Consider the following 14496-nt stretch of genomic DNA (forward strand, 5'->3'; position numbering starts at 1 on the left):
ATGGGTGTAAGGAGCAGCGCGACGCCTTCAGATGGCGATCTTCCACAAGCGGGATTCATCGAACAGCAGCACGGCGTTTTCCGGTTCCAGTGGGGGCACCTGCAACGGCACGCCGGCACTGGGCAGCCGTGGCACCGCTCCCAGCAAGCGTTGCGTATACGGGTGCTGTGGCGACTCGAACAACTGCTCGACCGGCGCGTGCTCGACCACCTGGCCATGACGCATCACCAGCACCTCGTCGCTGACATGGCGGATGACGCCCAGATCATGGGAAATGAACAGGTAGGCCAGGCCCAGCTCGGCTTGCAGATCAGCGAGCAGATCCAGCACCTGGGCCTGTACCGAGACATCCAGTGCCGATACCGGCTCGTCGCAGACGATGACCTTGGGGTTGCTGGCAATGGCGCGGGCAATCGCCACCCGCTGGCGCTGGCCACCGGACAACTGCAGGGGCCGACGCGCGGCCAGCTCGGCAGGCAGGCGCACCTGTTGCAGCAGGCGGCGGATGTGCGGCGCTTGTTCGGCGGTGACGACGCCGGCCACGTCCAGCGCATCGGCAAGAATCTGCCCGACGTTCCAGCGCGGGTCGAACGAACTGAGCGGGTCCTGATAGATCACGCTGATGTCACGCCGCAGCGCTCGGCGCTGGCTTTCGGCGACCCGTGCGTCGGCGCTGCCGTTCCACGGCTGATCGAGGAAACGCACCTGGCCATCGTCTGTCTCGAGCAGCCCCAGGGCCATGCGCGCCACGGTGGTCTTGCCCGAACCGGATTCGCCGACAATGCCCAGGGTCTGGCCGGCACGCAGTTCGAAATCGACGCCGTCGACCACCTGGCGTACCTGTTGATCAGGCCCTACGTAGCGCTTGCCCAGGCCACGGGCGTGTAACAGCACCGGCTGATCGAGGCACGGCGTGCGGGCGATCGTGGCGGTACGCTCACCTGGGCTGAGCCGAGTGCCACGCGCATGCTCGGCCGGCACCGCATCGAGCAGGCTGCGCGTGTAGGGATGGCGCGGCGCGGTCAGCACCTGATGCATGCTGCCCTGCTCCACCACTTCACCGTGCTGCAGCACCAGTACCTCGTCGGCCAATTGCGCCACCACCGCCAGATCGTGACTGATGATCAGCAACGAACTGCCTTGGGCTTTGATCTCCTGCAGTACCCCGAGAATCTGCGCCTGGACGGTAGCGTCCAGTGCGGTGGTCGGCTCGTCGGCGATCACCAGCCCAGGATCCAGGGCCAGGGCGCTGGCGATCAACGCACGCTGGCGCAGGCCGCCGGACAACTCGCCAGAGCGCTGGCGGGCACGCAGGGCCGGTTCCGGTACGCCGACCCGTTCCAGCAGTTGCAGCACCCGCCCGGCACGGGAGGCACGGTCGCCCCAACCATGGGTCTGCAATACTTCGAGAATTTCCTTGCCGACCGGCCGCAGCGGGTCGAGCGAAACCAAGGCATCCTGCAGAACGAAGCCGATGTCCTTGCCGCGCACCCGACGCCACTGGCGGTCGCTCAAGGCCAGCAGGTCGAGATCGCCATATTGCAGGCGCCGTGCCCGCACCTGCGCGCCCTCTCCGGCCAGACCGATCAGGCTGCGCGCGGTGACGCTCTTGCCCGATCCGGATTCGCCGACCAAGGCCAGGGTCCTGCCCGGTTCCAGGGTGAACGACAGGTTACGCACCACACTCTGCCCGGCGAACTCCACGCTCAGGCCTTCGACGATCAGCGTCTTGTGGCTCATGTCAGGCGACCCTCCAGGCGTTGTTGCAGATAGCGACCGGCAACGGTGGTCGACAAGGTGGTGAGAACGATGAAAAGCCCGGGGAAAAACGTCAGCCACCAGGCGTTGGCAATGAAGTCGCGGCCCATGGACAGCATGGTGCCCCACTCCGGCGTCGGCGGCCGCGCGCCCAGGCCGAGGAAACTCAACGCCGAGGCCCAGACGATGGCCTGACCGACGCCCATGGTCAGGGTCACGATCAGCGGGCGCATGGCGTTGGGCAGCAGCTGTCGCCAGATGATGCGTCGAGTCGGATGGCCCAGGGCGCGCGCCGCTTCGATGTAGCCGGCGTTGCGCACCGCCAGAACCTGCCCGCGGACCATCCGCGCATACCCCGGTGCAGCGCCCAGGCCGGTGGCGATGATCAGCGGGCCGATACCACTGCCGAAAATGGCCACGAACAGCAACGCCAGCACCAGGCTGGGAAAGGCGAACAGCACTTCCAGCAACCAGCCCACGCCGCGGTCGGTGCGCAGCCCGCCCAGGCCGCCCAGCAGACCGAGGGCAATGGCGATGCTCATCGCCAGGGCCGTCGCGGCCAGGCCAACGAACAGCGACAGGCGCGCGCCGTGAATCACCCGTGAATAGATGTCGCGACCGGACTGGTCGGTACCGAACCAATGCGCCCACCCAGGTGGATGAAAGGCGTCGCGCGGGACGATGGCCAGCGGGTCGCCGTGAGCGAACAGCTGCGGTACCAGCGCGGCCACGATCACCAGCGCCAGGAAGGCGATGGACAGGCTTGCACCGAGGTGAATCCGACGCGGTCGACGTTGGCTGCGCAGCGGCAGCGCCGGGCTTTCGAGGGTCAGATCGCTCATGCCAGGGTCTCCTTCTGCCGTGGGTCGATCCACTGGTACACCAGGTCGACGAGAATGTTGGCCAGCACGTAACCGGCGGCTACCACCAGGCTGATGCCGATGGTCAACGGCAAGTCTTGAAGCTGCACCGCCTGATACAACTGACGGCCCAGCCCCCTGCGCGAGAAGATCACTTCGATCACCACGGCACCGCTGATCAGCGCGCCGATCGCCCAGCCCGACAGTGACACCCCCGGCAAGACGGCATGGCGCAGCGCGTGCTTGAAGCGCACTGCCGCGTCGCTCAGGCCACGGGTGCGCGCGGTCAGCACGAAGGGTTGCTCCAGGGTCAGCTCGAGGGATTCGCGGGTGACCTGGCCGATGAACCCGGCCAGCGGTACCGCCAGTGCGATCGTCGGCAGCACCAGGGTCCGCCAGCCGTCGCTGCCTGCCGGTGGGAACAGGCGCAGGCCGAAGGCGAACACCGCCAGCAGCACGATGCCCAGCCAGAAATGCGGAAGGGCCGCGCACAGGGTTTCAGCCAGGGACGCCAGGCGCCCGACCCAGCTGCGGCGACCTGCGCTGAACACGGTCAGGGCCAGCACCAGCAGCCACGCCAGCAGCAGCGCGCTGAGCGTCAGTTCCAGCGTCGCCCCAGCCTGCTCGGCGAGTACCCGTGTGACCGGCATGTGCTGGGAGTAGGAAACGCCCAGGTCGCCTTGCACCAGGCGCAGCAGATACAGCCCGTACTGGACCGCCAGGGGCCGGTCCAGGCCGTACTCGCGGGTGACCTCGGCGATGGTTTCCGGGGTCGGGTTGCCGCTGGGTCCACCCAGAATGGCTTGCACCGGATCGCCCGGCATCAGCCGTAAGGCGAAGAAGGTCAGCGTCGCGACCGCCCATAACACCAGCAGTCCACCGCCCAGGCGCACGGCCGCGCGGCGGCCCAGGCGAAGCAAACGCTGACGGCGCGGGTCCGGCGGCGCGACGGTTACGCGTGTCGTGGTCATTTGTTCACCCAGGCGTCATAGAGGTAGGTCACGGCCAGCGAGGGTTCCAGACGAACCCCCTGGGTCGTCTTGTAGATGCCCAGCCGAGTGCTTTGCGGGTAGGTGGTCAGTTGCAGGTAGTGGCTGGAGGCAACGGCTTGCGCCTGGCGGTACAACGCCTGGCGTTGGCTGGCGTCCTGAGTGGCCAGTGCCTGTTGCACCAGATCGTCGAACTGCAGATCGCTGAAGCCTGCGGTGTTCTGGTGATAGCCGCCGACACCCGCAGGCTGGATGAACGCGCTGCTGAAGATGATCCGCAGCACGTCGGCGGTGTTGGTATTCCAGTAGCCGACGCGGATGTCGTAATCCCAATCGGCCTGGCGCTTGGTCGCCTGCACATCGCTCATCTGCTCCATGATCAGTTCGATGCCGGCCTGCCGCGTGGTGGCCTGAACCTGCTCCCACAAGGTGAATTCCGATGGCGGCGTGCGGTTGCCGAGGATCACCCTCACCTGCAGGCGCTTGCCGTCCTTGAGGCGATAGCCGTCCTCGTCGCGACCGGTCCAGCCGGCTTCGTCGAGCAGTTGTGCCGCACGTGCCGGATGGTAATCCTGGGCGTGTTCGAAGTCGGGGCTGTAGAAGCGCGTGGCGTTGCTCAGCGGACCACCGGCGCGGGGAAACTCGCCGAAGTAGACGCTTTTCAAGGCACCTTCGATGTCGGCGCTGCGCACGAAGGCCTCGCGCACCTTGATATCGTTGAACGGCGCACGGCGGATGTTCAGGGTGCCGTTGGTGGGGTTGCCGGGGCGCTGGGCAATGATCAGTTGCAGGTCCGGGTTGCGCCGCGCCGCTTCGTGGGATTCGGGTGGCAGCGCTTCGATCACGTCCACTTCACCGGCCTGCAGCGACGCGAAACGCACGGACGGCTCCTGGATGAACTTCCAGACGATGCGCTCCAGATACGCGGGCCCCTGGTGCCGGGCCGTGGGCGGCGCCGAGTTGTACTGCGGGTTGCGTTCAAGCACGACCTGGCTTTGACGGTCCCAGCGCACCACCTTGAAGGGGCCGGTGCCTACCGGGCTTTCGCAGTTCACATCACGCGAGCGCAGTAGCGCTTCGGGGGATTCGATGCCGAGAAAACCTTGCGCCAGCACTTCCAGGAATGCCGCGTAGGGTGTGGCCAGGTGCACTTGGGCGGTGTAGCTGTCGAGGACATCGGTGCGCTGGTATTGACGGATGTAGCCGCCCGCGGTGCTCGACTGGGTCTTGGGGTTGGCCATGTGGTCGAGATTGGCCTTCACCGCCGCGGCGTTGAACGGCGTGCCGTCGGTGAAGCGCACGTCGTCGCGCAGGTGGAAGGTGTAGGTCAGGCCGTCGGGAGAGATCTCCCAGCTTTTCGCCAGCCATGGCCCGATGTGACCTTCGGCATCCATCGACACCAGTGAATCGAGGACTTGCTGGGCGAGAAACACTTGCGGCATGTCGCCGGCTACATGTGGGTCCAGGCAGGTCGGCTCGCGGTCGGTGGCATAGATCAACGTGCCGCCGCTGACGGGGGTGTCGGTGCGTGCGGCATTGGTGAGATGGTTGTCGCAACCGCCCAGCAGCAAGCTGACGGCCAACAGGCTGGCCCACGCGATGCCTGCGGGGGGTGTTGCGGGGGAACGCGAATGAATGTCTGGCATGGGTCGGGCTGCGCCTTGTGTCGATGCTGAAGCTCACAAGGGGTGATTGCACAAGCCATGCCGACTGCTCCGCCCCGTTGTTGCGGGGCTTTCCAGCGTTGTGTGAATGAAGGGACGAGGCATTTTGTTGAATGGGTGTTGCCTGGCAGACAGTTGCTGTGCCGGAGCCTTTGGAGTGCTGGATTATTTGATTTGACTACCGTCGGAAAAAGCCGCTGTCGCGAGCGGCTTCATACATACCTCGCGACAACCCGCCAATGCTCAAGGGGTTTTGCGGTGTAATATATTCACCACCACTCAACGCCGAGGTTGCCATGACCGGTATATCGCTGAACCTTCCGGAAGATCTGTCCAACTCTCTTTCGGACCTTGCCAAGAGCCATGGCCAGAGCGCGAGCTATCTAGCCATGGACGTCCTTCGCGACTACATCGAACATGAAAAAACACTGACAGCGCAAATCGAGCAGGCGGTAAAGGAAGCCGACAACGGCAAATTTGCCGATGAGGAACGAGTAGCGGCCATGCGTGCCCGGCGTTGGAGTCGGAATGAGGGTTGAATGGCTGGAAAAGGCCCTCAAGAACCTAGAGGACGAAGCCAACTACATTGCGTTGGAAAATCCGAAAGCTGCAGATGATTTCGCAGATGCAATCTTCGCAAGTGTTGATAAACTCGCGCAGTTTCCTACGATGGGACGCGAGGGTCGGGTCAAACACACACGCGAGTGGGCGGTTCCGAACTGGTCCTATCTGATTCCGTACCGGATTTGTGGCGATCGCCTGCAGATCCTCGGGATCTTCCACACAAGGCAGCGGCCACGCTCCAACTGGTGACGTGCACGACCTTGGCGAGGGCAATCCTGAATGCCCTCGCTGTGCAATAGCTTCAGCAGGCACATAACTCGCCCCACACACCGCTATTCTGCGGCGAATCACGATCAGGCTAAGCCGATGCGACTTCTTCGTCGTACGCGTTCTGTGCCTGGCGGCTCCATAGGCGGAAGTACTGGCCCTGCTTTGCCAGCAGGTCATCGTGGGAGCCGTCTTCGATGATACGGCCGTCCTCGAACACCAGGATGCGGTCCAGGTGGGCGACGGTCGAGAGCCGGTGGGCCACGACGATCACGGTCTTGTCCTGCATGATTTCGTCGAGTTTCTCCTGAATGAAACGCTCGGTGATCGAGTCCAGCGCCGAGGTCGCCTCGTCCATCACCAGGATCGGTGCGTTCTTGAGCAGCACGCGGGCGATGGCGATCCGTTGGCGCTGGCCGCCGGAAAGCTTCACACCGCGTTCGCCGACCAGCGAATCCGCGCCCTGGTCCATGCCGTCGATGAACGCGCTGGCGCCGGCGCGGTGGATGGCTTGTGCCAATTCCTGCGGGCTGGCATCCAGCCGTCCGTAGTTGATGTTTTCGGCAATGCTGCGGTGAAACAGGCCCGGCTCCTGAGGAATCAGGCCAATCTGCTGATGCAGCGAATGCTGGGTCACGCTGCGCACATCCTGGCCGTCGATCAACACCTGGCCCTGATTGACGTCGTACAGGCGCAACAGCAGATTGAGCAGCGACGACTTGCCCGAACCGGACGTGCCGACCAAACCCACCCGCTGTCCCGCCGGGATCGACAACTGCAGGTGTTCGAACACCGGTTTCTGCGGTGAATAGCCGAAGCTCACATCGCGGAACTCGATGGCGCCGCGCACGGCGGCGAGCGGCTGCGCATCGGGCTCGTCGACCACCTCATGGGGGCGGATCAAGGTGCGCACGCCATTGGCGATGTTGCCGGTGGCCTCGAAGAAGTCCAGGAAGCGCCGCGACAGGTTGGCCACGTCGGTGATGATCAACAGCGACAGGCTGGTAGCCATCACGAAGGTCGCGATGTCGATGCTGCCCAGGCGCCACAGGTACAGGGCGATCAGCAGCATGCCGACCTTCAGCGACAACCCGCAGATCGACTGGAACCAGCGAATCTTCTCCATGTAGCCAAACGAACGGCCTGCGGCTTTCAGCTCGCGGTCCAGGTAATCGCCCAGGTAGCGATGCTCGAACGAGTGCCGGGCGAACAGGCGGATGTTGGTCAGGTTGGACACCGCATCCACCACCTTGCCGTTGCTGGTGCTGCGCGCTGCCGAGTATTGCTGGGACAACGGATGGCTGCGCTTGGCCAGGAAATAGCACACGGCAATGAACGCCACCGACCAGCCGAACATGAACAGCGCCAGCCAGACCGAGGCCGTAGCCAGCACCGCCACGGCGAGCGTCAGGGTGACCAGCAACGGAATCAGGTCGAACAGCAACAGCGCCAGCGCCTGGCCTACGCCCATGGAGACTTCGGAGATCTTGTGCGCCAGGGCGCCGGCGAATTCGCTGCTGACGAAGCGATGGGAGTGACGCTGCAGGTAAGCGTAAACCGCATGGGTCACGGTGCGTCGCTGCAGCGGCAGCACCCGGATGTGCGCACCGGTGGCGCCACGGGTGCACAGCATTTCCAGCAGCAACAGGCCGGCGAACAGCAGCAGAGGTTGGCTCAATGTCTGCCAGTCGAGGGTCGCCGCGCTGGCGTTGCTCACCACCCGGGTGATCTGCCCCAGCACCCAGGGCACCAGCACCGTGCAGGTGACCGCCACGACCTGCAAAAGGAGAATCGCCAGGTACCAACCGCGGAAATGGCCGACGAAGAAGCGGGCAAAGGCAAAGGGCGTGTCCGGCAGCGACTGGATGTTCCAGCTGCGCAGGGCGTGTTGACGATCCTTGTACGAGGGTTTCAAACGATAGTCTCCAAGTGTCAGCGGCGCGAGCCGCTTTTGGGGTTTTGCGTTTCTACTGGTGCACCGCGTATGCCGCCGACGCGGCTTGCGCCGCTGCTACAGAGGAACGCGTAAATCGTGTAGCAGCGGCGCGAGCCGCGTCCGGTGTGGCGAGCGGACCGTGTAGGGGCTCGGCTCAGATCGCCAGGGGCAGATAGGTGAGCGCGCGCAGGGCGCCGGTCTGCAAGGTCGGTACGGCGCTGAGCAGGGCTTGGGTGTAAGGGTGTTGCGGCCGGTCGAGGACCTGGCGCACTGCGCCCGCCTCCACCACTTCGCCGTCCTTCATCACCAGCACATGGTCGCTGACGTGGTTGATCACCCCCAGATCATGGGAAATGAACAGGCACGCCAGCCCCAGCCGGTGTTTGAGATCGTCGAGCAATTGCAGAATCTGCGCCTGCACCGACACATCCAGCGCCGACACCGGCTCGTCGCACACCAGAATCTGTGGCTCGGCCGCCAGCGCGCGGGCGATCGCAACGCGTTGACGCTGCCCGCCGGACAATTCGATGGGCCGCCGATCGAGCACCGCAGCATCCATTTTCACCAGCGCCAGCAAGCGCTCGGCCCGAGCGTCCCAGGTCGCCCGTGGATGCCCCGCCACTTGCAGCGCTTCGAACAAGACCCTTTGCACGGTATAGCGCGGATCGAACGAGCCGAGCGGATCCTGGAACACCACCTGAATGCTGTGCCGGACCCGAGCTTGCCGGGCGTTGTCCAGATCGGACCAGCGCTGGCCGTCGATCCACACGTCGCCGCTGTCGGGACGCTCCAGCCCCAGGATCATCCGCGTCAGGGTGGTCTTGCCCGAACCGGATTCGCCGACGATACCCAGCGTACGGCCGCGCTCCAGGCGCAGCGAAACATCTGCCACCACCGTGCGCACACGCCCGTCCGGGCCTTGGAAAGACTTGCTCAGGTGCTCGGCTCGCAGCAGGACTTCACCGGCTGCAGGCGTCGCAGCGGCCGCGGCCGAGTCGCCGTAGGCGCGGCGGAAATGCACCGCGGTACCGGCTGCCAACAGGCTCTGGGTATAGGGATGGCGAGGGTCGCGCAGAATCTGATCGACGCTACCCTGCTCCACGATCACCCCGCGGTACATCACTGCTATGCGGGTGGCCAGGCGCGCGACTACCGCCAGGTCATGGCTGACGATGAGCATGGCGGTGTCCTCGCCGCGCAGCGATTCGAGCAGGCTCATGACCTGCGCCTGAACGGTCGCGTCCAGCGCCGTGGTGGGTTCGTCGGCGATCAGCAAGCGGGGGTTGCAGGCGATGGCCGAGGCAATCAACGCGCGCTGGCGCAGCCCTCCCGACAACTGGCCCGGATGCTGGCGTGCGCGCAGTTCGGGCTCGGGAACGCCGACCGAACGCAACAGCTCGATGACACGCAACTCGCGCTGCCGGCGCTTCAAATCGGTGTGCAGACGCAGCGGCTCGGCGATTTCCTGACCGACTCGCCGCAGCGGGTCCAGCGCCCCCAACGCATCCTGCATGACGAAACCCAACTGGGCGCCGCGCAGCTGCAACCAGTCCTTTTCGCGAAACGTGCGCAGATCACGCCCGGCGAACGACAAGCGCCGGGCCTGCACTTCGGAATGCGCGCCGGTGAGTCCGGCCAGCGTACGCGAAGTGACGCTCTTGCCCGAGCCGGACTCGCCCACCAGCGCCAGGCATTCGCCGGCGGCCAGCTGAAAACTGATGCCGCGGATCACCGGTTGCGCGTGGGCGCTGAACGCCACGTGCAGGTCTTGCACGTCGAGCAGCGGCTGCGGCGGATTGACGATGGCATTCATAAGCGCTTTCCTTCGCTGCGACGCAGCAGTTCACGGCCAATGGCGGTGATCGAGATGACGGTAAAGGTGATCGCCAGCGCCGGCCACGCCACCAGCCACCACGCGTTGGCGAGAAAGTTGCGGCCGATGGCGAGCATGGTGCCCCACTCCGGCGCGGGCGGCGGCGCGCCGAAACCCAGGAAGCTCAAGGCCGCCCCAGCGGTGATGTTGCCGCCGATGCCGATGGTGGCCAGGATCAGGATCGGCTTGATCGCATTGGGCAGCACGTGTCGCCAGATCACCGCCGCGCGACCCAGGCCCAGCGTCGTCGCCGCTTCCACGTAGCCAGCACCGCGCACCACCTGGGTTTGCGCACGCACCAGGCGGGCGTAGCGCGGCACGCTGGCGATCCCGACGGCAATGATCAGGTTCAACGTGCCCTGGCCGAAAAAGGTGATGATCACCAAGGCCAGCAACAGATCCGGAAACGCCAGCAGCACATCCACCGCGCGCATCACTGCGGCGTCGAGCCAGCGCGGCCCCAGGCCTGCAACCAGACCCAGCAAGGTGCCCAGCGCCAAACCCATGGCCGTGGCCGCCAAACCCAGCAGCAGCGACGGACGCACGCCATGGATCAGGCGGCTGAGGACGTCGCGGCCGTTTTCGTCGGTGCCCAGCCAGTGCACGGCGTCAGGCGCTCGATACGCATGGCGTGCCACAGCGTCGAGTGGATCGACCGTGGTCAGCAGGCCTGGGGCGATGGCTGCCACGATCAGCAGCAGAACGAACGCGCCGGCCAGTACCAGTCCCGGCCGCAGCCGGGTGCGCGCCCGAGGGTGATCGATGCCTGCGTCCAGCGTGCCTGCGGGTACCGGACCCAGCACCGTGAGTGATGAGCTGATTGCCATGGCGATTCTCCGTAGGGCAGGTACCGATCAAGGCGCCGGGTTGGGGGTCGCGCGATGGATCTCGGCGATCTTGTCCAGCAGGGTCGGGGTGAACTCGATGTCCAGCGCACTGAAGTTGTCCTGCAACTGCGCTTCGCTGGTCTGGCCGGTCAGCACGCTGCTGACGAACGGCTGCCGGGCGACGAAGCCCAGCGCCAATTGCGCGGGGGTGTAGCCATAGTCATTGGCCAACTGCACGTAGGCGGTGATGGCGCGGCTGGCCGACTCGCTGTCGTAGCGGTTGAAGGTGCGATACACCGACGTCAGCCGCGAGCCCTGTGGTCGCGCGCCGTTCAGGTATTTGCCGGTGAGCGTGCCGAACGCCAGCGGCGAATAGGCCAGCAGCCCTACCCCTTCGCGATGGCTGAACTCCGACAGCCCGCCTTCGTACAGTCGGTTCAACAGGCTGTAGGGGTTCTGCACGCTGGCGATGCGCGGCAGCCCGCGCTGCTCGGCCTGCTGCAGAAAGCGCGCAACGCCCCAAGGGGTCTCGTTCGACACACCGATGTGACGGATCTTGCCGGCCTTGACCAGTTCACCGAGCACCTCCAGGGTCTCTTCGATGGCGACGCTGCCATTGTCCTCGACGTACGGGTATTCACGCTGGCCGAAGATGTTGGTGGTGCGATCGGGCCAATGCAGTTGGTAGAGGTCCAGATAATCGGTCTGCAGGCGCTTGAGACTGCCGTCCAGTGCTGCGGTGATGTTGGCGCGGTCGTGGCGGGTCAGGCCGTCGCGGATATGCCCGCCGGTGCCCGGCTGGCGCGGTGGGCCGATGATCTTGCTGGCCAGCACGATGTCGGCACGGCGCCCGCTGCGCTGCAGCCAGGTGCCGATGAAGCGCTCGGTGCTGCCCCAGGTTTCGGCATGGGTCGGGGTGGGGTACATCTCTGCGGTGTCGATCAGATTGACGCCGTGCGCCAGGGCCAGGTCCAGTTGCCGATGGGCGTCCTGCTCGCTGTTCTGATGCCCCCAGGTCATGGTGCCCAGGCCCAGCAGGCTGACGTTGAGATCGGTATTGCCAAGGGTGCGATATTTCATGGTTCGAATCGGTCCGTTGCGGGCATGAAAGGTTCAGGCGCTGCGTGCGTACTGGCTGGCCGGATACGGCAGGCCCAGGTGATCGCGCAGGGTGTGGCCGCTGTACTCGTGGCGGAAAACACCGCGCTGGCGCAGCAGCGGCACCACCTCATCGACGAAGATTTCGACGCCGGACGGAAACATGTCCGGCATGATGTTGAAGCCATCGGCAGCACCGGCCAGGAACCAATGCTCGAGGGTGTCGGCGACCTGCTCCGGGGTGCCGACCAGCAAGCGGTGGCCGACCAGAATGCGCCGCGACAATTGGCGAATGCTCAGGTTTTCCCGGCGCGCCAGGTTCAGCTGGGCTTCGAGAAACCCGTGCGAGCCGCGCTCGAAGGATGCCACCGGGCCGATCCTGTCCCAGGGCAACGGCGCATCGGGGTCCAACTCGGCGACGCTCAACCCCACCCGCGCGGCCACCTGATACAGCAGCCCTTCTTCGCCGTAGAAATCGTTGAGGCGATCGAAACGTGCATGGGCTTCGGCCTCGGTGCTGCCGATCACCGTCGACAGCCCTGGCATGATCTTCAGGTGCGCCGGGTTGCGCCCCCATTGCCGGGCGCGGTGTTTCATCTCCTGATAGAAGCCCTGGCCGTCTTCCAGGGTGGTCTGGGTGGTGAAGATCGCATCGGCATAACGCGAGCCCAGCGCCTTGCCACCTTCGGACGAGCCGGCCTGCACCAGCACCGGCCGGCCCTGGGGCGAGCGCGGCAGGTTGAGCGGCCCCTTGACCGAAAAGTGTTTGCCGACGAAACCGGGCGTGTGCACCTTGGCCGGATCGGCGAAACGGCCGCTGACGGCATCGCCGATGATGGCGTCGTCCTCCCAGCTGTCCCACAGCTTGAGGGTGATGTCGATGAACTCGTCGGCGCGTGCATAGCGGTCCACGTGCAGCGGCGCACCGGCCAGGCCGAAGTTCTGCGCGGCGGCATCGCCAGCGTTGGTCACCACGTTCCACGCCGCTCGGCCACCGCTGATATGGTCCAGCGAAGAGAAACGCCGGGCCAGGTTGAACGGGTCGTTATAGGTGGTCGATGCCGTGGCAATCACGCCGATGCGTTGCGTAGCCAGGGCCACGGCCGTCAGCAGCACCGTGGGCTCGAGGCGCCCGGCCGGGTGCTGCGCCACGTCGCCGCCCAATGCCGGACCGTCGGCGAGGAAGATCGCGTCCAGCGTGCCACGCTCGGAGATGCGCGCGATGTTGCAGTAGTACTCGGCATCCAGGTAGGCATTGGCCGGCACCTCGCCCATTCGCCAGGCGGCGGAGTGCGAGCCGAAGCCGAGGATGTTCATGCCGATGCTCATTTGCGGTTTGGGGCTCATGGCGGTTCCTTGAAGGCGGTTCAGACGGCGCTGGCTTCATCGTGCAGAGCAGCGACCGGTTCGGATCGGGCGGCGGCGTGCTCGGCCTGCGAGGCGCGCCAGGCGGCATTCGGGCTGATGCCGTTGAGGTAGTAGTTGCCCAGCGCCCGTTCGCGGTAGATCGCCGGGTTGTGCGAGGCCAGCGTGCGCGCGTTGCGCCAGTGCCGGTCCAGGCGCCGCGACTGGCTGGTGGCCGATGCACCGCCCACCTCGAACAACAACGTGGTGGCTTCCAGTACCTGCTCCAGAACGATCTGCTGAGCCTGAAAGGCGCGCACCTCGGCCTCGGTGTAGTGGGCTTCACTGGCCTGCCCGGCGCGTTCGGCTTCGTGGACGTTCTGCAGCACCTGCGCCACCGCCAGTACCTGGGTCTGCGCGGCATAGGCCAGGCTCGACAGGCGGCCGACGACACGCTGCACCAGTGGATCGTCCTTGGGACTGGACTGGCCCGGCACACCGAAGGCACGGGTCCGGCCCTGGACGAATTCGCTGGCGTCGCGCAGCACCGCGCGGGCAATGCCGGCCAATGTCGCCAGGTGAAACAGCTGATAGAAGGCAGAGATATAGGACTCGGGACGCTGCTCGCCGGCCGCATAGCGACGCAACACGTACTCGGACGGCACCGGGACGTTGTCGAAACGCGTGGTGCCGCTGCCCGACAGGCGCTGGCCGAAGCCGTCCCAATCGTCGTCGCGGCTCACGCCTGGCGCGGTGGTGGGCACCGAGACGCTGACGAAGTCTTCACCGGTCAGCGCCGACACGGCGATCCAGTCGGCGTACAGGGTGCCGGTGCAGTAGAACTTCTTGCCGTCCAGGCGCCAGCTCTGCTCACTTTCGGCCGTCAGGGTCACGCTCTGTTTGCTGGTGTCGGTGCGCTCGGCCATGGCCGCGCCCCACAGGTCACCGGCCACCACCTTGGCCAGCCAGTACGCCTGCGACTCGGCTTCATCGCGGGACAGGCGGCCTTCGACGAAGCCGAAATGCGCGCGCAGGATATGCGGCAGGTTGGAGTCCGCCTCGGCTAGCTCGATCAGCAGCTCGAACAACTGCGGCAGGGTGGCGCCCGCGCCGCCCTGCTCGCTTGGCACACGCAAGGCACCAAAACCGGCCTCGCGCAGCCAGCTCACCGCTTCGAAGGCCAGTTCGCGCTGCTGTTCGCGGGCCAGTGCAGTCTCCTCGATGCGCGTGAAGATCGGCGCAAAAGGGGCACGCAGGCGGGCATAGTCGGGGGCCAGCGGGAAACCGCCGGTACGTTGTTCAACACTCATGGTCTT

Annotated in this window: 12 protein-coding genes; 2 read left to right on the forward strand and 10 right to left on the reverse strand. The window is 65.6% G+C overall.

Annotated elements, in window-relative coordinates:
- Positions 1–27: 27 nt before the first annotated feature.
- The 4 genes from ONG87_RS11935 to ONG87_RS11950 are packed head-to-tail and all read right to left on the reverse strand — an operon-like array spanning position 28 to position 5253.
- Positions 28–1740, reverse strand: a complete 1713-nt coding sequence (locus ONG87_RS11935; RefSeq protein ID WP_264381318.1) for an ABC transporter ATP-binding protein — start codon at positions 1738–1740, stop codon at positions 28–30.
- A complete protein-coding gene (locus ONG87_RS11940) occupies positions 1737–2600 on the reverse strand; it encodes an ABC transporter permease (protein ID WP_264381319.1) in 864 nt (287 codons plus the stop codon). Before ONG87_RS11940 ends, ONG87_RS11935 begins: the two co-directional genes overlap by 4 nt.
- Positions 2597–3589: an ABC transporter permease gene (locus tag ONG87_RS11945; RefSeq protein ID WP_122477640.1), complete on the reverse strand. Its 993-nt coding sequence runs from the start codon at positions 3587–3589 to the stop codon at positions 2597–2599. Before ONG87_RS11945 ends, ONG87_RS11940 begins: the two co-directional genes overlap by 4 nt.
- The gene (locus ONG87_RS11950; protein WP_264381320.1) at positions 3586–5253 is read right to left on the reverse strand and encodes an ABC transporter substrate-binding protein; all 1668 of its coding nucleotides are present in this window, start codon (positions 5251–5253) and stop codon (positions 3586–3588) included. The genes ONG87_RS11945 and ONG87_RS11950 overlap by 4 nt, the downstream gene beginning before the upstream one ends.
- 314 nt (positions 5254–5567) lie before the next feature.
- Here ONG87_RS11950 and ONG87_RS11955 point away from each other — a divergent pair, with 314 nt between their 5' ends.
- Both ONG87_RS11955 and ONG87_RS11960 read left to right on the forward strand, forming a co-directional pair.
- Positions 5568–5810, forward strand: coding sequence for a CopG family ribbon-helix-helix protein (locus ONG87_RS11955; RefSeq protein WP_122477637.1), 243 nt, complete (start codon positions 5568–5570; stop codon positions 5808–5810).
- A complete protein-coding gene (locus ONG87_RS11960) occupies positions 5800–6084 on the forward strand; it encodes a type II toxin-antitoxin system RelE/ParE family toxin (RefSeq protein ID WP_122477635.1) in 285 nt (94 codons plus the stop codon). The genes ONG87_RS11955 and ONG87_RS11960 overlap by 11 nt, the downstream gene beginning before the upstream one ends.
- A 109-nt stretch (positions 6085–6193) precedes the next feature.
- Here the strand turns inward: ONG87_RS11960 and ONG87_RS11965 are convergent, their stop codons facing one another.
- From ONG87_RS11965 to ONG87_RS11990, 6 genes are all read right to left on the reverse strand, one after another.
- Positions 6194–8017, reverse strand: coding sequence for an ABC transporter ATP-binding protein (locus ONG87_RS11965; RefSeq protein WP_240998763.1), 1824 nt, complete (start codon positions 8015–8017; stop codon positions 6194–6196).
- 175 nt (positions 8018–8192) lie between these two features.
- Positions 8193–9851, reverse strand: a complete 1659-nt coding sequence (locus ONG87_RS11970) for an ABC transporter ATP-binding protein (RefSeq protein ID WP_264381321.1) — start codon at positions 9849–9851, stop codon at positions 8193–8195.
- Positions 9848–10738 (reverse strand): ABC transporter permease, encoded by an 891-nt coding sequence (locus tag ONG87_RS11975; RefSeq protein WP_264381322.1) that lies wholly within the window; start codon positions 10736–10738, stop codon positions 9848–9850. The genes ONG87_RS11970 and ONG87_RS11975 overlap by 4 nt, the downstream gene beginning before the upstream one ends.
- A gap of 27 nt (positions 10739–10765) precedes the next feature.
- Entirely contained in the window at positions 10766–11818 is a 1053-nt protein-coding gene (locus ONG87_RS11980) for an NADP(H)-dependent aldo-keto reductase (protein ID WP_122477630.1), read from the reverse strand.
- A gap of 33 nt (positions 11819–11851) precedes the next feature.
- A complete protein-coding gene (locus tag ONG87_RS11985) occupies positions 11852–13183 on the reverse strand; it encodes an LLM class flavin-dependent oxidoreductase (RefSeq protein WP_264381323.1) in 1332 nt (443 codons plus the stop codon).
- 20 nt (positions 13184–13203) lie between these two features.
- Positions 13204–14490 (reverse strand): acyl-CoA dehydrogenase family protein, encoded by a 1287-nt coding sequence (locus ONG87_RS11990; RefSeq protein WP_122477626.1) that lies wholly within the window; start codon positions 14488–14490, stop codon positions 13204–13206.
- Positions 14491–14496: the final 6 nt, after the last annotated feature.

Source organism: Pseudomonas sp. MM227 (assembly GCF_947090715.1).
GTDB lineage: Bacteria > Pseudomonadota > Gammaproteobacteria > Pseudomonadales > Pseudomonadaceae > Aquipseudomonas > Aquipseudomonas baltica.

Excerpts from the sequence above, each read along its gene's own strand:
- ONG87_RS11935 (WP_264381318.1), bottom strand. The coding sequence starts at position 1,740 with ATGAGCCACAAGACGCTGATCGTCGAAGGCCTGAGCGTGGAGTTCGCC.
- ONG87_RS11940 (WP_264381319.1), bottom strand. The coding sequence starts at position 2,600 with ATGAGCGATCTGACCCTCGAAAGCCCGGCGCTGCCGCTGCGCAGCCAA.
- ONG87_RS11945 (WP_122477640.1), bottom strand. The coding sequence starts at position 3,589 with ATGACCACGACACGCGTAACCGTCGCGCCGCCGGACCCGCGCCGTCAG.
- ONG87_RS11950 (WP_264381320.1), bottom strand. The coding sequence starts at position 5,253 with ATGCCAGACATTCATTCGCGTTCCCCCGCAACACCCCCCGCAGGCATC.
- ONG87_RS11955 (WP_122477637.1), top strand. The coding sequence starts at position 5,568 with ATGACCGGTATATCGCTGAACCTTCCGGAAGATCTGTCCAACTCTCTT.
- ONG87_RS11960 (WP_122477635.1), top strand. The coding sequence starts at position 5,800 with ATGAGGGTTGAATGGCTGGAAAAGGCCCTCAAGAACCTAGAGGACGAA.
- ONG87_RS11970 (WP_264381321.1), bottom strand. The coding sequence starts at position 9,851 with ATGAATGCCATCGTCAATCCGCCGCAGCCGCTGCTCGACGTGCAAGAC.
- ONG87_RS11975 (WP_264381322.1), bottom strand. The coding sequence starts at position 10,738 with ATGGCAATCAGCTCATCACTCACGGTGCTGGGTCCGGTACCCGCAGGC.
- ONG87_RS11980 (WP_122477630.1), bottom strand. The coding sequence starts at position 11,818 with ATGAAATATCGCACCCTTGGCAATACCGATCTCAACGTCAGCCTGCTG.
- ONG87_RS11985 (WP_264381323.1), bottom strand. The coding sequence starts at position 13,183 with ATGAGCCCCAAACCGCAAATGAGCATCGGCATGAACATCCTCGGCTTC.
- ONG87_RS11990 (WP_122477626.1), bottom strand. The coding sequence starts at position 14,490 with ATGAGTGTTGAACAACGTACCGGCGGTTTCCCGCTGGCCCCCGACTAT.